Annotated in this window: 11 protein-coding genes and 4 pseudogenes; 2 read left to right on the top strand and 13 right to left on the bottom strand. The window is 64.1% G+C overall.

Features of this window, described 5'->3' with window-relative positions; all coding sequences use genetic code 11:
* The first annotated feature begins 208 nt into the window (after positions 1-208).
* Entirely contained in the window at positions 209-946 is a 738-nt protein-coding gene (locus ACZ5KU_RS29235) for a substrate-binding periplasmic protein (protein ID WP_054059934.1), read from the top strand.
* Positions 947-996: 50 nt separating this feature from the next.
* Here ACZ5KU_RS29235 and yccS read toward each other — a convergent pair.
* The 10 genes and pseudogenes from yccS to betI form a co-directional block, all read right to left on the bottom strand.
* Positions 997-3,188: pseudogene (gene yccS / locus ACZ5KU_RS29230) on the bottom strand (YccS family putative transporter).
* Positions 3,189-3,340: 152 nt separating this feature from the next.
* A complete protein-coding gene (locus ACZ5KU_RS29225) occupies positions 3,341-4,519 on the bottom strand; it encodes a BaiN/RdsA family NAD(P)/FAD-dependent oxidoreductase (protein ID WP_054063510.1) in 1,179 nt (392 codons plus the stop codon).
* Between the two features lie 128 nt (positions 4,520-4,647).
* A pseudogene (gene dbpA / locus ACZ5KU_RS29220) lies at positions 4,648-5,984 on the bottom strand (ATP-dependent RNA helicase DbpA).
* A 276-nt stretch (positions 5,985-6,260) separates the two neighbouring features.
* Positions 6,261-7,691: a multidrug transporter subunit MdtD gene (gene mdtD / locus ACZ5KU_RS29215; RefSeq protein ID WP_054059937.1), complete on the bottom strand. Its 1,431-nt coding sequence runs from the start codon at positions 7,689-7,691 to the stop codon at positions 6,261-6,263.
* Positions 7,692-7,725: 34 nt separating this feature from the next.
* Positions 7,726-8,604, bottom strand: a complete 879-nt coding sequence (locus ACZ5KU_RS29210; protein WP_054059938.1) for an alpha/beta fold hydrolase — start codon at positions 8,602-8,604, stop codon at positions 7,726-7,728.
* Positions 8,605-8,899: 295 nt separating this feature from the next.
* Positions 8,900-10,222 (bottom strand): TldD/PmbA family protein, encoded by a 1,323-nt coding sequence (locus ACZ5KU_RS29205; RefSeq protein WP_464737442.1) that lies wholly within the window; start codon positions 10,220-10,222, stop codon positions 8,900-8,902.
* 2 nt (positions 10,223-10,224) lie between these two features.
* Positions 10,225-11,666 (bottom strand): annotated as a pseudogene (locus ACZ5KU_RS29200) (TldD/PmbA family protein).
* A gap of 245 nt (positions 11,667-11,911) precedes the next feature.
* Positions 11,912-13,615 carry a choline dehydrogenase gene (gene betA, locus ACZ5KU_RS29195; protein ID WP_054060908.1) on the bottom strand — a complete coding sequence of 568 codons (1,704 nt, stop codon included), beginning with the start codon at positions 13,613-13,615 and terminating at the stop codon, positions 11,912-11,914.
* 176 nt (positions 13,616-13,791) lie between these two features.
* Positions 13,792-15,261, bottom strand: a complete 1,470-nt coding sequence (betB, locus tag ACZ5KU_RS29190) for a betaine-aldehyde dehydrogenase (RefSeq protein ID WP_054060907.1) — start codon at positions 15,259-15,261, stop codon at positions 13,792-13,794.
* A 107-nt stretch (positions 15,262-15,368) separates the two neighbouring features.
* Positions 15,369-15,962 carry a transcriptional regulator BetI gene (betI, locus tag ACZ5KU_RS29185; RefSeq protein ID WP_054060906.1) on the bottom strand — a complete coding sequence of 198 codons (594 nt, stop codon included), beginning with the start codon at positions 15,960-15,962 and terminating at the stop codon, positions 15,369-15,371.
* Positions 15,963-16,439: 477 nt separating this feature from the next.
* Here betI and ACZ5KU_RS29180 point away from each other — a divergent pair, with 477 nt between their 5' ends.
* Positions 16,440-18,392 carry a BCCT family transporter gene (locus ACZ5KU_RS29180; RefSeq protein WP_239688118.1) on the top strand — a complete coding sequence of 651 codons (1,953 nt, stop codon included), beginning with the start codon at positions 16,440-16,442 and terminating at the stop codon, positions 18,390-18,392.
* 347 nt (positions 18,393-18,739) lie between these two features.
* Here the strand turns inward: ACZ5KU_RS29180 and choV are convergent, their stop codons facing one another.
* The 3 genes and pseudogenes from choV to ACZ5KU_RS29165 all read right to left on the bottom strand — a co-directional run bounded on the left by choV (position 18,740) and on the right by ACZ5KU_RS29165 (position 21,776).
* Positions 18,740-19,918, bottom strand: coding sequence for a choline ABC transporter ATP-binding protein (gene choV, locus ACZ5KU_RS29175; protein ID WP_054060904.1), 1,179 nt, complete (start codon positions 19,916-19,918; stop codon positions 18,740-18,742).
* A gap of 25 nt (positions 19,919-19,943) precedes the next feature.
* Positions 19,944-20,759 (bottom strand): annotated as a pseudogene (gene choW, locus ACZ5KU_RS29170) (choline ABC transporter permease subunit); the annotation flags it as partial.
* A gap of 69 nt (positions 20,760-20,828) precedes the next feature.
* The gene (locus ACZ5KU_RS29165) at positions 20,829-21,776 is read right to left on the bottom strand and encodes a choline ABC transporter substrate-binding protein (protein WP_054060903.1); all 948 of its coding nucleotides are present in this window, start codon (positions 21,774-21,776) and stop codon (positions 20,829-20,831) included.
* Positions 21,777-22,093: the final 317 nt, after the last annotated feature.

Genomic DNA, 22,093 nt, shown 5'->3' with positions numbered 1-22,093 from the left:
CCTGGCCCATGCCGCCAACCGGGTGAACACTGTTGCGGCCCCGGGCGCGTTGCCCGTTTTCGGCATCTTTGTGTAATCTGCCCGGCAGGGCGTCTGCCCTGATGCTAATGAGCTACTGTTAGGAACAGGGAGCGCTCAATTGCTTTCTTCCGGCCCCTCTGCTTCGCCTCATTCTGCTGGGCCGTCCAGCCCGCTAAGGATCTTTGGCATGTCGCGACTGCATCGAGCTTTTGCCTTGCTTGGATTGTTGTTGCTCGCACAGGGTGCGGTTGCGCAAAAGCTGCGTCTGGTCGCCGATGCCTGGCCGCCCTTCACCGATGTGGGCCTGGTCAATGGTGGCCTGGCGACCGATATCGTCAGTACGGCCCTGGCCCGTGCCGGTTATGCCAGTCAATTCGAACAGGTGCCCTGGGCGCGGGCACTCAAGGGCGTCGGCGAAGGTCGTTACGATGTCTTGATTAACGCCTGGTACAGCAAGGACAGGACCCTGCTGGGGCAATTCTCGGGCGAGTACCTGATGAACCGGGTGATGTTCCTCCGGCACAAGGGCTCGTCGATCAGCTATGACAACCTGCAGCAGTTGCACGGCTACCCGATCGCGGTGGTGCGTGATTATGCCTATTCCAGCGAGTTCGAAGCCGATACCCGCTTACAGAAGGTGCCGGTGCACAACTTCGCCCTGGCCGTACGCATGTTGGCGGCGGAGCGGGTGAAGCTGACGCTGGAGGATGAGTATGTGGCGCGTTACTACCTTGGCCAGGAGTCGCCCGAGGTGCGCGATGCGGTGGAGTTCCTGCCCAAGCCGCTGACGGAGAATGGGTTGCATATCCTGGTCAGCCTGCAGAATCCCCAGCATGAGCAGATTGTCGCCGGCTTCGACCGTGAGATCGCCGCGATGAAGGCGGATGGAAGTTATCAGCGCCTGCTCGAATTGCACGGCATGTGATTGTCGGATCGAAAGCTTCGCGGGCAAGCCCCGCGAAGCGGTTGGCGGCTTTACACCGGCGCCTGTTCTTCCGCCCCCTTGATCAGGTGCGCCGCCAGCGTGCGCAATGGCCCCAACTGCCGGCAGATCAGCGCCAGCTGGGTCTGGACCAGACGCTGGATTTCGTCGATTTCTTCCGGCATCTGTTCCAGTTCGTTGGCCAGGGCTTCTTCAGCGTCGCTCTGGACTTCGATGGGCGTCTTGTTCGCCAGGCCGATGGCGATCTGCTCGATGCTGTTGGCCAGCGTGGCGCCGGCGCCATTGATCAGGTGTTCGCGGGCCTCCGCCGGCAACGGGTTCTCGCGGTGCGCGCCGAGCCCCGAGAGGTAGCTGAGCAGGGTGTGCGACAGCACCAGGAAGCGGAAGCCGACGTCGGCCTCCTTGCGGAAGTGCCCCGGCTCCATCAGCATGTTCGCCAGCGTGGTCGACAGCGCCGCATCGGCGTTGTGGGCGTTGCGACGGGCCAGGCGGTAGGCCAGGTCATCGCTCTTGCCCTGGCCGTACTGCTGCATCACCTGGCGCAGGTACAGACTGTTGCAGGTCAGGGTATTGGCCAGCACCTTGTTCAGGCGTCGCCCCTGCCAGTCCGGCAGGAACAGGAACACCGCCAGGCCGGCGATCAGGCTGCCCAGCAGGGTATCGAACAGGCGTGGCAGGAACAGCCCGTAGCCGTCACCCACCTGGTTGAAGCAGAACAGCACCATCAGGGTCATGGCGGCCGTCGCCAGGGTGTAGCGGGTGGTGCGGTTGATGAAGAACACCAGGCCGGCGGCGATGGTGAAGAACGCCTGGATCAGCGGGCTGGGGAACAGGTCGAACAGGGCCCAGGCCGCGGTCAGGCCGAAGGCGGTACCGATGATCCGCTGGCCGAGCTTGCGCCGCGTGGCGCCGTAGTTCGGCTGGCAGACGAACAGGGTGGTGAGAATGATCCAGTAGCCCTGGGACGGGTGCACCAGGTGCACCATGCCGTAGCCGACGCTCAAGGCCAGCGGCAGGCGCAAGGCATGGCGGAACAGCAGCGAGGTCGGCGTCAGTTGGGTACGCAGGCGCGTCAGCACGTCCTTGAAGTTGCGGGGCGAGCGGTCCAGCAGGCTGCTGTCGCTGGCGTCGGCCAGACTGTCGGGATTGCTCGCGGCGCTGAGCAGGCGGTCGAGGGTGCTGAGGTTGGCGGCCAGTGCCCGCAGCGAGCGCAGCAGGCCGCGCCAGGCCGGATTGCTCTGGATGCGCAGATGCTCCATCGAGGCATGCAGGTCCGCCAGGGCCTCGGCGAAGCTGGCGTCATAGACGAACGGCTGGCGCAACTGGATCGAGGCCGCCAGTTCCCGGCAGGCCTTGCCCTGCTGGCGCAGCAGGCGCTGGCAGCGGAACAGCACGTCGCTGTGGAAAAAGGCTTCGGCCAGGGCGTTGTACGGGTAGTGCGAGGAACTGGCGCGTTCGTGGATATCCTGGGCGAGGAAATACAGCTTCAGGTAGCGGCTGACCTTCGAGCCCGGCCGGCCGTTGCCGACCCGATGCAGGATGATTTCCTTGGCGGTGTTCAGCGCCGCGACCACCCGGCCGTTCTGCTGGGCCAGTTCCAGGCGCCGGGCTTCCACGTCCAGCTGGCGGATCGGTTCGAACAGCGATGACTTGAGCTTGAGGTAGTAGCCCAGCTCGCGAAACAGCTTGGCCAGGCTCTGCTGTACCGGCTGGTTGGAGAACATCGCCTGCCACAGCACCGAAAGCACGCCGTACCAGGCGGCGCCTGCCACCAGCAGCAGAGGCTCGTGCCAGAGGTTGGTGACTTCACCGCCGCGCTGGTCCACGCCGATCATGGTGTAGACCGAGAGAATCAGGGTGGCCGAAGCGATCGCGCCATAACGTTCACCCAGCGCCCCGAGCATGGTCAGGGCAAAGGCCGCCAGGGCCATGGCCACCACGAATACCCAGGGGTAGGGGAACAGCAGCTCGACCGAGAAGGCCGCCACGCTGAAACAGACCAGGGTCACCGCCAGGGCATTGAGGCGCCCCTGCCAGCTGTCATCGGTCTCGGCCAGGGCGCAGGCGATGACCCGAGGAACAGTGGGATCAGCAGCTTCATTTCGTTCTGGAACCAGCATAGCGCCATGATGCCGCTCAGTGCGATGAATACCCGAACGCTATAACTGAATTTGTCCAGCGCCCAGAGGCGGCGCAGGGACTGGTTGAACGAGGTCGATGCCATGAAGGTGTGAGAGCCTGCCAAGCGGTTGATCTGTATTAGCTTATAGACGGGTGGCGGTGCAATGGCGCCACATGCAAACAAAGCAAAATCTGTTCCGGTGGGTGGCGCTCCGCTGGCTGGCGATCGGTGTCAGCGCCATCTGCCGCAACGCCTCAGACGAACTGTGCCGCTGCATACCCCGAAGCCCACGCCCACTGGAAGTTGAACCCACCCAGGTGGCCGCTGACGTCCAGTACCTCACCGACGAAATACAGCCCCGGGCTCTTCAGCGATTCCATGGTCTTGGACGACACCTCGCGGGTGTCGACCCCGCCCAGGGTGACCTCGGCCGTACGATAACCCTCGGTTCCCGCCGGAATCACCTGCCAGTCGCCGAGCTTGCCGGCCACCTCGGCCAGCTCGGCCGGGGTGTACTGCTTCATCGGCCTGGACACGAACCAGTGTTCGGCCAGCAGGTTGGCCATTTTCCTGGTGAAGATTTCGCCCAGCAGAGTCTTGAGTTCACTGTTGGGCCGCTCGGCCTGCTGCTGTTGCAGCCACTGCAGGGCATCGTGGTCCGGCAGCAGGTTGATATGCACCGTGTCGCCTGGCTGCCAGAACGAGGACACCTGCAGGATCGCCGGGCCGCTGAGGCCGCGGTGGGTGAACAGGATGTTTTCCCGGAAACCCTGGTCGTTGCAGCTCACCAGGCAATCGACCGAGGTCCCCGACAGTTCCGTGCACAGCGCCTTGAGTTGATCGGTAATGGTGAACGGCACCAGCCCTGCGCGGGTCGGTAACACCTGGTGGCCGAACTGCCGGGCGACCTGGTAGCCGAAACCGGTGGCGCCGAGGGTCGGGATCGACAGCCCGCCGGTGGCGATCACCAGCGACTGGCAGGTGACCGGGCCAAGGGTGGTTTGCAGCAGGTAACCGCTGTCCAGCTTTTCGATGTGTTCGATGGAAGTGTCCAGGTGCAGTTCGACGCCGGCCTGGTCGCATTCGTCCAGCAGTATGCCGAGGATGTCGCTGGACTTGTTGTCGCAGAACAGCTGGCCGAGCTTCTTCTCGTGGTAGGGAACGCCGTGCTTGGCGACCATTGCGATGAAGTCCCACTGGGTGTAGCGGGCCAGCGCCGACTTGCAGAAATGCGGGTTCTGCGAAAGGAAGTTGCCCGGTTCGGTGTACAGGTTGGTGAAGTTGCAGCGCCCGCCACCGGACATCAGGATCTTCTTCCCGGCCTTGTTGGCATGGTCGAGCAGCAGCACCTGGCGCCCACGGGCAGCGGCGGTAAAGGCACACATCAGGCCGGCGGCACCGGCGCCGATGATCACAACTTCAGTAGAGCGCACAGCGCTGTCCTCACTCGGTTTCTGTTGGGGTGGAGCCGGTCCCTGGCCTTAGTGGGCGCGGGCTTGCCCGCGAATGGGCCAGTCAGCCTGGCCGGGGTCGTCGGCCCCACAGATGGACCTGGCGGCTATCAGAGAATCCGCACGCGCAGCGAACGGCCCTTGATCTTGCCGCTGTTCAGGCGCTGCAGGGCCTGCTTGGCGATACCGCGTTCCACCGCCACATAGGCCTGGAAATCGAAAATCGCGATCTTGCCGACCTGGGCCCGGGAATCCCTGCGTCGCCGGTCAGGGCGCCGAGGATGTCGCCCGGACGTACCTTGTCCTTGCGCCCGGCGGCGATGCACAGGGTGCTCATGGCCGGCAGCAGAGGGCCGCCGCCCTTGGCCTTGAGACTGTCGAGCTGTTCCCAGAGCAGCGGGGCCTTCTGCAATTCCTCGATCGCCCGCGCCCGATGGGCATCGGCCGGGGCCACCAGGCTTACCGCGATGCCCTTCTCGCCGGCACGGCCGGTGCGGCCGACGCGGTGGATGTGAATCTCCGGGTCACGGGCCAGCTCGACGTTGATCACCATGTCCAGGGCATCGATATCCAGGCCGCGGGCAGCGACGTCGGTGGCCACCAGCACCGAGGTACTGCGGTTGGCGAACATCGCCAGGACCTGGTCTCGGTCGCGCTGCTCCAGGTCGCCGTGCAGGCCGACGGCGCAGATGCCCTTGGCACTGAGCAGGTCGACGGTTTCCTGCACCTGTTGCTTGGTGAAGCAGAACGCCACGCACGATTGCGGACGATAGTGGTGGAGCACCTTCACCACCGCCTCCAGGCGTTCCTGCGGCGCCACTTCGAAGAAGCGCTGCTCGATCTGGCTGTCGGTGTGGAGGGTCTCGACCTTGACCTGCTGCGGGTCGCGCATGAACTTGGCTGCCAACTGCTTGATGCCGGCCGGGTAGGTGGCCGAGAACAGCAGGGTCTGCCGGCGCTCCGGGGTCTGGGCGATGATCGCCTCGATGGCGTCGTGAAAGCCCATGTCGAGCATGCGGTCGGCTTCGTCGAGCACCAGGGTGTTGAGCCCGCGCAAGACCAGCGTGCCCTTGTCCAGGTGCTGCTGGATGCGCCCCGGAGTGCCGACGATGATGTGCGCGCCGTGCTCCAGCGAGGCGATCTGCGGGCCGAAAGGCACGCCGCCGCACAGGGTCAGCACCTTGATGTTGTCTTCGGCACGGGCCAGGCGGCGGATTTCCTTGGCGACCTGGTCGGCCAACTCGCGGGTCGGGCAGATCACCAGCGCCTGGCAGCCGAAGAACCGCGGGTTGATCGGGTTCAGCAGGCCGATGCCGAAGGCGGCGGTCTTGCCGCTGCCGGTCTTGGCCTGGGCGATCAGGTCCATGCCCTTGAGCATCACCGGCAGGCTCTGTGCCTGGATCGGCGTCATCTGGGCATAACCGAGGGATTCCAGGTTAGCCAGCATGGCGGCGGACAGGGGCAGCGAGTTGAAAGCGGTGGCGATGGTGGTCACGGGACGGGCCTGCAAGAAAAAATGCCGCGTAGTGTATCAGTCTCGCCCCGGCAATCCGTAATTTCTGGACGAAAAGTAGTCAGATATCCTCATCCTTATCTGCGGGCCTGCGCCATAATCGGCGGGATGCAAGTCGTGGGCATCGGATTCACCCGCGAACAGGTCCTCAAGATCGCCCCTGGACCGCCCTGGGGAGGTGTGCGCTCCCCTAGGCAGCGAGCTCCTGGCTCAGTGCTCGATATGCTGCTCCCGCACCACCCGCGCCCGGCGTCCGTCCTGGGGCGAGAGTTGCAGGAAGATCGCCGCCGCCAGCATCGCCATGATGCCCACGGTGAGGAAGGTCAGCTGGAAGGCGCCGAGCACCGTTTCCACGCCATCGTTGCCGATCGCCGCGGTAAAGCCGCCGAGCAGCGCACCGGCGCAGGCCACGCCGAGGCTCAGTGACAGTTGCGCCACCACCGACAGCAGGCTGTTGCCGCTGCTGGCCGCCTTGTCGTCAAGATCGATCAGGGTCACGGTGTTCATCGCGGTGAACTGCAGCGAGTTGATCGCCCCGGCCACCGCCAGCATGCCCAGCAGCAGTGGATAGGGCGTGTGTTCGGTGACCAGCCCCAGGGCGGCGAGCATGATGCCCAGGGCCAGGGTGTTGCCGGTGAGGACGATGCGATAACCCAGGCGCTCGATCAGCGGACGGGCGATCGACTTGGCGAACATCGCCGCCGCGGCCAGCGGCAGCATGCTCATCCCGGCCTGGGACGGCGAGTAGCCCAGCGCCACCTGCAGCAGCAACGGCACCAGGAACGGCAGGGCGCCGCTGCCCAGACGGGCGAACAGGTTGCCGAGGATGCCCACGGCGAAGGTCCGGGTCTTGAACAGCGACGGCGCGAACAACGGATTGTCGACATGCCCGGCGCGCAGCCAGTAGGCCGCCAGGCAGGCCAGGCCGGCGAACAGCAGCAACATCACCCGCAGATGCGGCAGTTGCAGTTCGCCCAGGCCTTCCATGGCGATGGTGATCAGCAGCATCGCCGCGCCGAACAGCAGGAAACCCAGGCTGTCGAAACGGGTGCGTTCGCTGCCGCGCAGGTCGGGAATGAACTTCCACACCGCATAGCAGCCGATCAGCCCCACCGGCAGGTTGATCAGGAAGATCCAGTGCCAGGTCAGGAACTGCACCATCCAGCCGCCCATGGTCGGGCCGATCAACGGGCCGAGCAGACCGGGAATGGTGATGAAGCCCATGATCCGCACCAGCTCCGAGCGCGGGTAGGCGCGCAGCACCACCAGCCGGCCCACCGGCAGCATCAGCGAGCCGCCCAGGCCCTGGATCACCCGGGCGCCGACCAGCATGTTCAGCGAGCTCGACAGCGCGCACAGCAGCGAACCGATGCTGAACAGCAGGATGGCGCTGAAGAACACCCGCCGGGTGCCGAAGCGATCGGAAATCCAGCCCGAGGCCGGGATCAGCAACGCCACGGTGAGCATGTAGGCGATCACCACGCCCTGCATGCGCAGCGGGTTCTCCGCCAGGTCGCGGGCCATGGCGGGCAGGGCGGTGTTGAGGATCGTCCCGTCGAGGGACTGCATGAAGAAGGCAATGGCTACCACCCAGGGCAGCCAGCGAGCGGTCGTTGCGTCCAGCGGGGCACGGTCGGGCATGGAACGGCTCTTCGTTGGCAGGCGATGGACCGGATTATGCCTGATCGGTTTGCACTTGAGCGCTGTGCCGAAGCCCTATTTGCTCCTTCTTCAACAGGAAACCGAGCAGTGCCCGGTGCACGTTGTCGGCGGCCACCCGTGACTCCAGGTCGAGCAGGTGGCCGGTGTCCTCGGCCACCGAAAAACTGCAATGGGGAATATGCCGCTGGAACTGTCGGGCGCCTTCGGCAGGGGTGTAGATGTCCTTGGCACCGTTGAGAAAGTGCACCGGCGTGCGGATATCGGAGAGCGTCTTCAGGTAGTTGCCGTCACCCAGTTGCAGCACCTGGTCGATATGGAAGCGCGCCTGGCGGTATTCGGTGCTGGCCATGTTGGCGAGGTGCTGGTGGTTGGTGGTCTTGAGGCGAGGCGGGAGGAAGTGGCCGACGGTGTCATTGAGCAGGTGGCCGATGGCGGACTTGTCGTCGACCTGGATCAGCTCGTGCACTCGCTGCACATAGGCCAGCATCGGCGGGTTGAGGTCGGGGGCCAGGGCCATGATCACCGAGCTCTCGATGGTCGGCGGATTCCTGGCCAGGGCCAGCAGGCTGGATATCCCGCCCCAGGACGCCGACACCAGGTGGTTGACCGCGAAGCGCTCGATCAGCGCCAGGAGTATCTGCACCTCGTCGTCCTTGGTCACCAGGCCAGGGTCGGGGTTGTGGGCCTGCGAGCGGCCGGCGAAGGGCAGGTCGAACAGCAGCACGTTGAAATGTTCGGCCAGGCACTTGCTGGTGCGGGTGAAGGAGGAGGTGGTGGACAGGGCGCCGTTGACCATCAGCACGGTGTTGCGGCACGGGTCATCGCCGATGCGTTCGACGTGGATGTTGAAATGTCTGAACAGATTGTTGATGACGAAGCTTCCGTGATTCATATCAAACTCCAGCAAAACACTTTCGAGAGAGGAAAGAGGCGTGGCATTGAGTAACGAAATCGGGGGTGAAGCCTGATGGATCCATGATCGGGAGACGAGCGAGGTGCTGGCTTTTTAATGCCGTGTCGGATGAAGGGGTATGTATAGCGCGCCCGTGCTGGCGGGACAACAGTCTGAATGGATAGGTGTGCGGGTGTTTCCGCCAGGGATGCCAGGGGGCTTGCGGGGGCATTGTGGGAGCGGGCTTGCCCGCGAAGCTTTTTGCAGCTTGCGGGCACCCCGCCCCCATGGCTTCTTAGAGTGTGAGGGTCAGCTTGCCGATCAGTGCACCGGGCAGCAGGTTGGAAGAGGTCTGCCGCTGTTCATAGGTGCTGGCCGACAGCAGCAGTTCGCGCTCGGTGGTCAGGGCCAGCAGCTCGCTGCCCAGCAGGCTGTAGACACTGTCATCGAAGCGCATGGTGCTGATCGGTGCCTGGATCTCGCCGTTCTCCACCCAGAAGGTGGCGAAGCGGGTCATGCCGGTCATGCGTGCCGCCGACTGGTCCGAATAGTTCAGGTACCACAGGTTGCCGATATACAGGCCGGTGTCCAGCGCCTTGAGAATATCCGCCTGCGCCAGCTGGCCGCCGCGCATCTCCAGCGCGCTGGGGTACTCGCCGCCGCCCGCGCCGTTGGCGGTCAGGCCATACTCGGCGGCGCTGCGCGAACTGACCATGCGCTCGTTGGCCGAACCGCTGGCCACCAGCGACAGGTCGCTGCGTGGATAACCTTCGCTGGAGAAGGCCGGGCTCAGCGAGCCGCTGACCTGCTCGTCCAGCCAGACCTGTGGATGGAACGACGCCTCGCCGGCATACAGCTTCTGCAACGGACTGTACTTGCTGGCGATGGCCTGGGCCGAGAAGCCGCCCCAGCAGAGCATGCCCATGATCTCTTCCAGCGCCGCTGGTGCCAGGTAGGCGCGGTACTGGCCGGGAGCGAGGGTGCGTAGCGGTCGGCCGAGGAACGCCAGTTGTTCGCGGGCCTGCTGGAAGCGCCGGGCGAAGCTTTCGCTGTCCCAGCGTTCGCCGGCATAGCTGGCCTTCACCGCCTGGCCGTTGTCGTGGAACAGGCTCCAGTCGAAGTTGAAGCTGTTGGCCTGGTGCCAGCCGAACGCTCCGTCCGAACTGGCGAAGCCACGGCTGATCGGGCCGGCGGCATAGAAACCGACCAGGTCCAGGCCGGCCGCGGCGGTGCTGATCTCTTCCAGTATCTGGGCACTGTCGGGCAACGGCTGCTGTTGCACGCTGCGGCTTTGCCAGGCGGTGTGATTGAGCAGCAGATAGGGATCGGCCGGTAGCAACGGCAGGGTCTCGCGCAATTGCTGCAGGCCGTCGGCGAGACGCTGGCGATCCTGTTGCGCCTCACCGCAGAGGGTGATCTGCAGGTCCGCGTGGCGCCCCCCGTCGATCAGCTTGAGGCTCAGACTGGCCTGCTGGACCTGGCCGGCCTGGCGCACCCGGCCGTGGTTGAAGCGAATGAACTCGGACGACTCGGCGGCATAGCCGAGGGTGAACTGTTCCGTGGCCCGCAGGTTCGCCTGCAACCCGTCCAGCAGCGCCTGGAAATGAGTGGAGTCCATCATCAGGCATCTCCTCCGAAGACATCGACTTGGCTGAATACGCAGGCCGGCGAGGCGTGGCCGACGCGGATCACCTGGTTGGGCTCGCCCTTGCCGCAGTTCGGCGTACCGAGGACCTTGAAGGTGCCGGCATCGCCGACCGCGCTGAGGTTGCGCCAGAACTGTGCGGAAATCCCCGGTAGTTGGGGTTCTTGACCACGCCCTTGAGTTCACCGTTCTCGATCAACTGGCCCCATTCGCAGCCGAACTGGAACTTGTTGCGGGCATCGTCGATGGACCACGAACGGTTGGTCGACATCAGGATGCCGTGCTCGATACCGCCGACCAGTTGCTCGAACGAGCGGTCGCCCGGCTCGATGTTGAGGTTCGCCATGCGATCGATCGGTGGCCGGTTCCAGCTGCAGGCGCGGCTGTTGGCGACGCCATCGAGGTTGGCGCGGAACTGCGACAGTGCGCCACCCAGCGGCCGCAGCAGCAGGCCTTCGCGGATCAGGAACTGCTTGCGGGCGGCGCTGCCGTCGTCGTCATGGGCATAGCTGGCCAACTGCTCGGGAATCTCCGGGTCGAAGGTCACGTTGAGCAGGCTGGAACCGTATTGCAGGTGGCCGAAGTCGCTGGCCCGGACGAAGCTGGTGCCGGCGTAGTTGCGCTCGTCGCCGAGGATGCGGTCCAGTTCCAGCGGGTGGCCGATGGACTCGTGGATCTGCAGGATCATCTGGTCCGGGGTCAGCAGCAGGTCACGCGGGCCGGATGGCGTGTTGGGGGCCAGCAGCAGTTGCAGGGCCTGGTCGGCGACCCGTGCGCCGGCGCCGATCAGCCCCGAACGGCCGAGCACCTCGGCGCCACCCTGCTGGCCGAAGTTCTCGCGGCCGAGGGTGCGGGTCTGGCTGTCCATGCCGTCGAAGGCGGTGACGCTCAGACCCGGAAAGACGAAACGCTGGGCCTGGCGCAGTTCGGCGCCGGCGCTGTTGAGGTAGATCTGCTCGACGTGGTTCACGCCGAGGCTGACTTCCCAGTTCACCAGGCGCTCGTCCCGGGGCACGGCCGCGGACTCGGCGGCGAGCAGGTCGTAGCAGTCGCTCAGCGACGGGAACGCCTGGTCGAGCTGCGGCGAACGGTAGTCGCCACGCTCGCTGGATACGGCCTGCTGGCGCAGGTCGAGCAGGGCACGGGCGCCGATCAGCCGCGCCTGGTCCTCGGCCCGTTGCAGCGCGGCCTGCAGGCCCTGGCGGGAGAGATCGTTGGTGGCGGCATAAGCTTCGACACCATTGACCCGTACGGTCAGCATCGCGCCTTCGTCACGGCTCAGGCTGGGGGGCTCCGGAACGTTCTTGCGCACCGACAGGTATTGGCCGGTCTGGCGCACGTAGCGCAGCGAAAAGAATTCGGCCCCGGTGCGCAAGGCGGCGAAGTGCTGCTTGAGCTGGGGGTGGAAATCGAACATGAGGACACCTCCCTGGAAATGTCGGTGAGGGGCGCTTGGCGCCAGTACCGTCATAGTGCGGCGTCAGGCGCGCGCAATCCAGTCGGAGAAACAAAATGTCGGGGAGAGATCTGATGGCAGAGGGCATGATGGTTCCCACGCTCTGGCGTGGGAACCCAGCCCGTGACGCTCTGCGTCACAAGAGCGGATGCCGGGCGTCCAGGGAGGCATTCCCACGCAGAGCGTGGGAATGATCAAGGCGCCACTTACTTCGCGGGATGGCTCACTTCACGCAGCGGCTTGCCACGCACCGGTGCCTCGCCCGCGACGTAATAGGGAGCCGTGCTGCGCGGCAGTGGCTGGCGGCCACGGATCTTGTCGGCGATTTTTTCGGCGATCATGATCGTCGGCGCGTTCAGGTTGCCGGTGGTGATGATCGGCATGATCGACGCGTCGACCACCCGCAGGCCCTGCATGCCATGCACGCGGCCCTGGCCGTCGACCACCGCCATTTCGTCGGTGCCCATCTTGCACGAGCAGGACGGGTGGAACGCGGTCTCGGCGTGTTCGCGGATGAACTTGTCGAGTTCCTCGTCGGTCTGCACCTCGATCCCCGGGCTCAGCTCGCGGCCACGGTAGGCGTCCAGTGCCGGCTGCGCCATGATCTCGCGCGTCAGGCGGATGCCGTCGCGGAATTCCTGCCAGTCCTGCTCGGTGGCCATGTAGTTGAACAGGATGCTCGGGTGCTGGCGCGGGTCCTTGGACTTGAGCTGCACGCGGCCACGGCTCGGCGAACGCATCGAGCCCATGTGCGCCTGGAAGCCGTGTTCCTTCACGCCGTTGCTGCCGTTGTAGTTGATGGCGACCGGCAGGAAGTGGTACTGGATGTTCGGCCATTCGAATTCCGGACGGGTGCGAATGAAACCGCCGGCCTCGAACTGGTTGCTGGCGCCGATGCCGGTGCCATTGAACAGCCACTCGGCACCGATGGCCGGCTGGTTCCACCACAGCAGCGAGGGGTACAGCGACACCGGCTGCGTGCAGGCGTACTGCAGGTACAGCTCGAGGTGGTCCTGCAGGTTCTCGCCGACGCCCGGCAGGTCATGCACCACCGGGATGTCCAGGCTTTCGAGCAGCTTGCGCGGGCCGACGCCGGAACGCTGCAGCAGTTGGGGCGAGGCGATCGCGCCGCTGCAGACAATGACTTCCTTGCGCGCACGGGCTTCGACGCGCTCTTCGGCCGAACCCACCAGGTAACGCACACCGATGGCACGCTTGCCTTCGAACAGCACCTTGTCGGTCAGGGCGTGGGTGACGATGGTCAGGGTCGAACGCTTCTTGGCGATATCCAGGTAGCCGCGGGCGGTGCTGGAGCGACGGCCGTTCGGCGTCACGGTACGGTCCATCGGACCGAAGCCTTCCTGCTGGTAGCCGTTGAGGTCTTCAGTGCGCGGGTAGCCGGCCTGCACGCCGGCCTCGACCATGGCGTGGAACAGCGGATTGTTGCCGGCCTTGGGCGTGGTCACCCGCACCGGGCCTTCGCCGCCGTGGTAGTCGTTGGGGCCGATGTCACGGGTTTCCGCCTTGCGGAAATACGGCAGGCAGTCCAGGTAGCTCCAGTCTTCCAGGCCTGGCAGCTTGGCCCAGCCGTCGTAGTCCATGGCGTTGCCGCGGATGTAGCACATGCCGTTGATCAGCGAGGAACCGCCCAGACCCTTGCCGCGGCCACATTCCATGCGGCGGCCGTCCATGTGCGGCTCCGGGTCGGTCTCGTAGGCCCAGTTGTAGCGCCGGCCCTGCAGCGGGAAGGCCAGGGCGGCGGGCATCTGGGTGCGGAAGTCGAAGCGGTAGTCGGGGCCGCCGGCTTCGAGCAGCAGCACGGTGACGCCTGCGTCTTCGGTCAGGCGGGTGGCCAGGGTGTTACCGGCCGAGCCGGCACCGACGATGATGTAATCGTATTCTTGGGACATGAAATGCACTCCCTCTCTTGAAGTGGGTCGGGGCAGGCCATGGCGAGTGCGTTGCACTCGTTCGCGGGCGAGCCACGCTCCTGCAGGGGGCGTACACATGACAGGAGTACGCCGGGACCCTGTAGGAGCGGGGCTTGCCCGCGAAAACGGCCTCGCGGGCAATACAGGGCTCGGGGTCAGAACACCGAGACGTAGTCGCCCAGTTCGACCTGTACCGATTTGATGCGAGTGAAGTTGTTCAGCGAGCTGATACCGTTCTCACGGCCGACACCCGACTGCTTGTAGCCGCCGACCGGCATCTTCGCGTCGGACTCGCCCCAGGCGTTGATCCAGCAGATGCCGGCTTCGAGCTGGTGGATCACGCGGTGGGCGCGGTTCAGGTCACGGGTTACCAGGCCGGCGGCCAGGCCGAAGTCGGTGTCGTTGGCGCGACGGATCACTTCTTCCTCGGTCTCGTAGGTGAGGATGCTCATCACCGGGCCGAAGATTTCCTCACGGACGATGGTCATGTCGTCGGTGCAGTCGGTGAACACGGTCGGTGCGACATAGGCGCCGTTGGCGAATTCGCCACCCAGGCGCTCGCCGCCGCACAGCAGGCGGGCACCTTCTTCCTTGCCCTTGGCGATGTAGCCCAGCACGCTTTCCATGTGGGCGAAGCTGACCAGCGGACCGAAGTTGGTGTTCTCGTCTTCCGGGTTGCCGACGCGGATGCGCGCCACGCGCTCGACGATCTTGGCTTCGAAGGCGGCTTTCAGGTGGCTCGGCACGAATACGCGGGTGCCGTTGGTGCAGACCTGGCCGGAGCTGTAGAAGTTGGCCATCATCGCGGTGTCGGCGGCGCGATCCAGGTCGGCGTCGTCGAAGATGATCAGTGGCGACTTGCCGCCCAGTTCCATGGTCACGTCCTTGAGCGACGAGCTCGAGGCGCTGGCCATGACCTTCTTGCCGGTGTCGGTGCCGCCGGTGAAGGAGACCTTCTCGATGCGCGGGTGCTCGGTCAGCCAAGTGCCGACTTCACGGCCGCTGCCGGTCAGGACGTTGAACACGCCAGCCGGCAGGCCGGCCTCGGTGTAGATCTCGGCCAGCTTCAGGGTGGTCAGCGAAGTGACTTCGCTCGGCTTGAAGATCATCGCGTTGCCGGCGGCCAGGGCCGGGGCGGATTTCCACAGGGCGATCTGGATCGGGTAGTTCCACGCGCCGATACCGGCGACCACGCCCAGCGGCTCGCGGCGGGTGTAGACGAACGAGGTGGTGCGCAGCGGAATCTGCTCGCCTTCGATCGCCGGCACCAGGCCCGCGTAGTATTCGAGCACGTCGGCACCGGTGACGATGTCGACATAGCGGGTTTCGGAGTAGGCCTTGCCGGTGTCGAGGGTTTCCAGCACGGCCAGTTCGTCGTTGCGCTCACGGAGGATTTCCACGGCGCGACGCAGGATGCGCGAACGCTCCATGGCGGTCATGGCGGCCCAGATCTTCTGGCCCTTCTCGGCGCTGACCACGGCGCGTTCGACGTCGTCCTTGGTCGCACGCTGCACTTTGGCGAGAACTTCACCGTTAGCCGGGTTGATGGCATCGAACGTGGCATCGCTGCCCGCGTCGGTGTAGCCGCCGTCAATGTAGAGTTTTTGCAGTTCGAAACGGGCCATAGTGTCCTCGCAAGTGCATGAGTGGTTGACGTTGACCGTCGTGCGCGCCACAAGATCGTGACAACGCCGGGCGACAGCCGTTCAGGGGCCGAGCGGTTCTCTGTGCTCTAGCGCTCCTGCTTCGCCAGTTGCAAATCCATGTATTCGTAAGCGATCCGTTGCGCCTGCGCGGTGTCGAAAGCGTCTCCCGACAACGCGCCGCGCAACCACAAACCGTCGATCAACGCTGCCAGCCCCCTTGCCGCGCTGCGTGCCGTGGCAACCGGCAGGACGCGGCGGAACTGGTAACACAGGTTGGAGTACAGGCGCAGATCGTTGATCCGCTGCAACCTGTGCAACGACGGGTGGTGCATGCTGGCGGCCCAGAAGGCCAGCCAGGTTTTCATTGCAGGGCCGTTGACCTGGCTGGCGTCGAAGTTGCCTTCGATGATCACCTGCAGATGCGCCCGCGGGCTGCCATCTGCCAGCGCCTGGCGGCGCGTGGCGACACTCTCGCTCAGGACATTCATCAGGTACTGCATCGTGGCAGCGATCAGGCCGTTCTTGTCCTGAAAGTAATGACTGATGATGCCATTCGAGACACCGGCCAGACGGGCAATCAGCGCAATGCTGGCGTCCCCCATTCCGACCTGATCGACCGCCAGCAGGGTGGCTTCGATCAATTGCTGGCGGCGTATGGGTTGCATACCGACCTTGGGCATCGTGCAGCTCTCCTTAGGCCCTCCGGCAGACGTGTCACGGCTACCGGCATGGGGCCAGTCTATTTTGTTTTGATTGAACGTTCAATCAACAAAGAATAAGATCTGCGACAAATCGTCGCTGCCTACAGGTCTTTCCTACGTGCGGTTGACGGAAAAACGACCTCCGAAAAAACGCCGAACCTGCGGGGTAGACACTCTGCGCAGGCCAGGACGGACATTGCGAACAGGCACGAAAGGCACCCGGCAGCACGGTAACGTCTTGCATAAGGTCCTGGCGCACCGGTTCAGGCGCAATCCACGCAAGTTCGAATTTTTTCGGGGTGTCTTTATATCACCCGCCGGTCGGCTGCCACCAAACCGATTGGCCGGGTGCCGTGTTGCCTTGTGTCTTTCTCTCGCACTGCCTGGAGCATCTGTGCAATGAGTTCTGCCTCTCTTATAAAAACTCCCGCCGAAAAGGTGCGGGTCAACGGTTGGGTGTTCTACACCTCGACCGCGTTGATACTGCTGCTGACCGCCATCCTGATCATCGCCCCGCAAGAGGCCGGCAAAATGCTCGGCGTCGCCCAGGCCTGGCTGTCGCGCAGCTTCGGCTGGTACTACATGCTGGTGATCGCCGCCTACCTGGTGTTCGTCATCGGGCTGGCGTTCTCCTCCTACGGCAAGCTGAAACTGGGCTCCAGACAGGACACCCCGGACTTCAGCTACGGCGCCTGGGCAGGCATGCTGTTCTCCTCGGGGATCGGTATCTCGCTGCTGTACTTCGGTGCTTCCGAGCCGCTGGACCACTTCTTCAACCCGCCCGAGGGCACGCCCGGCAGCAACGAGGTCGCACGCCAGGCGCTGCAACTGACGTTCCTGCACTGGGGCCTGCACGGCTGGGCGATCTATGCCCTGGTCGGCCTGGCGGTGGCGTACTTCGCCTACCGGCACAACCAGCCGCTGGCCCTGCGTTCGGCGCTGTACCCGCTGGCGGGCGAGCGCTGGGTCAAGGGCGCGGCCGGGCACGCGGTGGACGGCTTCGGCATGTTCGTCACCCTGCTGGGGCTGGTGACCAACCTGGGCATCGGCGCGATGCAGGTGTCTTCCGGCCTGGAAAACCTCTTCGGCATGCAGCACAGCAACACCAACCTGCTGATCGTGATCATCGTCATGAGCACCGTGGCGACCATCGCCGCCGTGTCGGGTGTGGAAAACGGCATTCGCCGCCTGTCCAACCTGAACATCGTGCTGTTCAGCGGCCTGCTGATCTTCGTGCTGCTGTTCGGCCCGACCCTGCATCTGCTCAACGGCTTCGTGCAGAACATCGGTGACTACCTCAACGGCGTGGTGCTCAAGACCTTCGACCTCTACGTCTACGAAAACAACGCCGAGAAGTCCGACCGCTGGCTGGGCCTGTGGACCCTGTTCTACTGGGCCTGGTGGATCTCCTGGGCACCCTTCGTCGGCATGTTCATCGCGCGTATTTCCCGTGGTCGTACCGTGCGTGAACTGGTGGCGGGCGTGCTGCTGATCCCGCTGGGCTTCACCCTGGCCTGGCTGTCGATCTTCGGCAACTCGGCGCTGGATCTGGTGATGAACCACGGCGCTGCGGAACTGGGCAAGACCGCCCTGGAACAGCCATCGATGGCGATCTACCAGTTGCTGGACTTCTACCCGGCGGCCAAGGTGGTGATCGGTGTGTCGATCTTCGTCGGTTTCGTGCTGTTCCTGACCCCGGCGGACTCCGGTGCGGTGATGATGGCCAACCTGTCGTGCAAGGGCGGCCAGGTCGACGAGGACGCGCCGCACTGGCTGCGGATCTTCTGGTCGGTGGTGATCACCCTGGTGACCGTCGGGCTGTTGTTCGCCGGCAACTTCGAAGCCATGCAGACCATGGTGGTGCTGGCCGGCCTGCCGTTCTCGGTGGTGCTGGTGTTCTTCATGTTCGGCCTGCACAAGGCGATGCGCCAGGACGTGCAGATCGAAGACGAGCAGGCCGAGCTGGCGGCCCGCGGCCGTCGCGGTTTCAGCGAGCGCCTGAGTCAGCTGGACCTGCAGCCGACCCAGGCGATCGTCCAGCGCTACATGGACAAGCAGGTTACACCGGCCCTGGAAGAGGCGGCGGCGCAACTGCGTAACCTGGGCCTGACGGTGCAGACGCAACTGGGCAAGTCCAAGAGCCTGATCGGCCTGCGGGTGGAAATGGAGGAGGGCAATCCCTTCGTCTATGAAGTGAGCCTGGACGGCTACCTGGCGGCACCGAGCGAATCGGCCCAGGCCGAGGGCGGTGAGAGCGAAGTGCGGACCCGTTACTACCGCGCCGAGGTGTACCTGCACAACGGCAGCCAGGAATACGACCTGATGGGCTTCACCCAGGAGCAGATCACCCGTGATGTGCTCGATCAGTTTGAAAGCCATCGGCAGCTCCTGGGCCGGGTCTACAGCTGAAGGTTGGTTGGGCGGTACAGTCGTTGCACCGCCCAACACCGCTCATCATCGGCAGATCACGGCCCTCAGGCCTGATGCCCACGCGCCCCACGGCCTGGCGCCCAACATCTCTGGGCCTGGTACCAGCCCCTCCCTGCCTGACACCAGCCCCCTCTGCCTGGTACCACGTACTGCAGGAGCCGGGCTTGCCCGCGAATGGGTCCTTGAGTCCTGCGTTGCCCTGAAGGTCGCTTTCGCGGGCAAGCCCGGCTACAGTACGTGGGGATTACAGCAGTACGGTGTGGGATCATTTGGGTGCTTCACAAACAGGAACGCCGCGAGAGTCTCGCGGCGTTCCTGCATCTGGCTTAGCCCAGGTTCTTGCCCAGCAACGCGTGATACAGCTCGCTGTCGCCAAGAATCCCCACCACCCTGTTGTTGTCGTGCAGCACCAGCTTGTTGCCGGTCTGGTAACGGATCTGCAGGGCATCGCGCATGCCGATGTTGGAGTCCACCAGGGTCGGGCTGCGACCCAGGGTTTCCACTGCCTGGCCCTGGACCCAGCTCTGCAGGTTCAGGCTGGAACCGTTCTGGCGGGCGCCCTTGACCGTGTTGCCTTCGGCCAGGTCGATCCACGAGTCGCCGCCCGGATCGATGCACACCGAGCCGTTGACGCGCTTGCAGTTGTCCAGGCTGCGCATGAGGCTTCGGCCGCAGAGTACGTTGAGCGGGTTGGTATGGGCGACGAAGGTGCGCACATAGTCGTCCGCCGGATTGAGCACGATGTCCTCGGGCTTGCTGTATTGGATGATCCGGCCGTCCTTCATGATCGCGATACGGCTACCGAGCTTCAGCGCTTCGTCGAGGTCGTGGCTGACGAACACGATGGTTTTCGCCAGCTTGTTCTGCAGGGTCAGCAGTTCGTCCTGCAGGCCCTGGCGAATCAGCGGGTCGAGGGCCGAGAACGGTTCGTCCATCAACAGGATATCGGCGTCCATCGCCAGCGCGCGGGCCAGGCCGACCCGCTGCTGCATGCCGCCGGAGAGTTCATCGGGCTTCTTGTTGCGCCATTGCGCCAGGCCCACCAGTTCGAGCTTCTCGTCCACCAGCTTGCGTCGTTCCTTTTCCGGACGACCCTGCATCTCCAGGCCGAAGCTGATGTTTTCGCGCACCGTCAGCCAGGGCATCAGGGCGAATTTCTGGAACACCATGGCGATGCGCTTGGTGCGCATCATCTTCAGTTCGGCGGGCGTGCAGGAGGCGATATCGATCTGCCGACCTTCATGCTCGACGAACAGTTGGCCGCGGCTGACGGTGTTCAGACCGTTGATGCAGCGCAGCAGGCTGGATTTGCCGGAACCGGAGAGGCCCATCAGCACACAGATCTCGCCCTTCTCGATTTCCAGGCTGGCATTCTCGACGCCGACGATCTGACCGGTCTTCTTGAGGATTTCTTCCCGCTTGAGGCCCTTGTCCAGCAACGCGAGCGCCTCGCGCGGGTTCTTGGAGAAGATAACGTCTACCTTGTCGAAGCGAATGATGCTCATGCGTCCCCTTGACCTGTGCGTCGGGTTGTTTGCAGATACGGTCGAGCATGATTGCCAGCAATACGATCGCCAGGCCGGCTTCGAAGCCCAGGGCGATATCAGCGGTGTTCAGTGCGTTGACCACGGGTTTGCCCAGACCATCGGCACCTACCAGCGCGGCGATCACCACCATCGACAGCGACAGCATGATGCACTGGGTGATGCCGGCGGCGATGCTCGGCATGGCATGGGGCAGTTCAATTCGGGCGAGCAACTGGCGGCGCGAGCAGCCGAAGGCCTTGCCGGCGTCCATCAGTTCCTGCGGTACGTCCTGGATGCCCAGGTAGGTGAGGCGGATCGGCGCGGCGATCGCGAACACCACGGTGGAAATCAGCCCGGGAACCACGCCCAGGCCGAACAGGGTCAGGGTAGGGATCAGGTACACGAAGGTCGGTACCGTCTGCATCAGATCCAGGACCGGACGCATCAAAGTATAGAACACCGGCTTGTGTGCGGCGACGATGCCCAGCGGCACACCGATGACCACGCAGACCAGGGTGGCGAACATCACCTGGGCGAGGGTTTCCATGGTTTCCTGCCAGTACCCCAGGTTGAGGATCAGCAGAAAGGAAGCAACGACGAAGGCGGTCAGGCCCCATTTGCGCTGGATCAGGTGGGCGATCAGCGCGATCAGCGCGATCAGTGCCAGTGGGTTGAACCAGGCCAGCGCGAACGTGACGCCATGGATCATCGTTTCCAGTGTCGAAGCGATCGCATCGAAATAGTTGGCACCGTGTTTGGTCAACCATTCCACGAAGGCGGCGATGTACTGGCCCAGGGGGATTTTCTGTTCAGTCAGCATGGTATCGAACGTCCACATGCAGGGAAATAAATGCCGGTCCGGGCGGGCGACCCCGCCCGGTGTCGGCGGTTATTGCGCGAGCTTGGCTTTCACGGCTTCCAGGCCGGGTTTTCCGTCAATGGTGGTCACGCCAGCCAGCCAGGTATCGAGTACCTGTGGGTTCTTCTGCAGCCAGGCCTTGGCCGCAGCTTCGGGTTTCATCTTGTCGTCGAGGATGTTGCCCATCAGCGAGCTTTCCATGTCGACGGTGAACTCCAGGTTCTTCAGCAACTGGCCGACGTTGCTGCATTCCTGTACGTAGCCCTTGCGGGTGTTGGTCAGGACGGTGGCGGCACCGAAGTCCGGACCGAAATAGTCGTCGCCGCCAGTCAGGTACTGGATCTTGAAGCGCTTGTTCATCGGATGCGGCGCCCAGCCGAGGAAGACCACGGCGGTGTCGCGCTTCTGCGCGCGATCGACCTGCGAGAGCATGCCGGCCTCGCTGGACTCGACCACCTTGAAGCCGGCGTCCTTCAGGCCGAAGGCGTTCTTGTCGATCATGCTCTGGATCAGGCGGTTGCCGTCGTTGCCCGGCTCGATGCCGTAGATCTTGCCGTCCAGTTCCTTCTTGAACTTGGCGATGTCGGCGAAGTCGTGCAGGCCCTTGTCATACAGGGCCTGGGGCACGGCGAGGGTGTACTTGGCGCCCTTGAGGTTGGTGCGCACGGTGTCGACGGTGCCGGCGTCGCGGTAGGCCTTGATGTCGTTTTCCATGGTCGGCATCCAGTTGCCGAGGAACACGTCCATGTTCTTGCCGTCGGCCAGGGACTTGTAGGTCACCGGCACCGAGATCATGGTGGTCTTGGTCTTGTAGCCGAGGGCTTCGAGCACGACGCTGGTGGTGGCGGTGGTGGCGGTGATGTCGGTCCAACCGACATCCGAGAAGTTCACGGTGCTGCATTGTGCCGGTTCTGCGGCCTGGGCCAGCAGGGGGAGACTCAGCATGGCGGCCAACAACAACGAGGGGGAACCTTTCATCGGGGTAGACTCCTATCAGTTTTTTTCTTGGCAGTGTCCAAAGGGACGATTGCGCTTAATTGTTCTGTTGCGGTTGGAGGCGTCGAGGACAGCTCTACCCCCGGTGCCTTGCAATCGAGTCGGGATTGATCATGTACCAGCCTGAAAATGTCGCCTACGGGGTGCGTCGTATCCAGTACAGGGGGGGTCGCATCCAGTGTCGATGAGGTCGCTTACAGACTTTTCGTCGAATTTTTCCGTCTCCTGGACGCAAAAAAACCGCGAAAAAAGCCTGTCGGCGGCGTCTGGCGTTGATGGACAAGATTGCGTCGGTACGA

This window comes from Pseudomonas sp. Tof1 (assembly GCF_055390395.1).
This window is presented reverse-complemented; position numbering and strand designations above follow the sequence as displayed.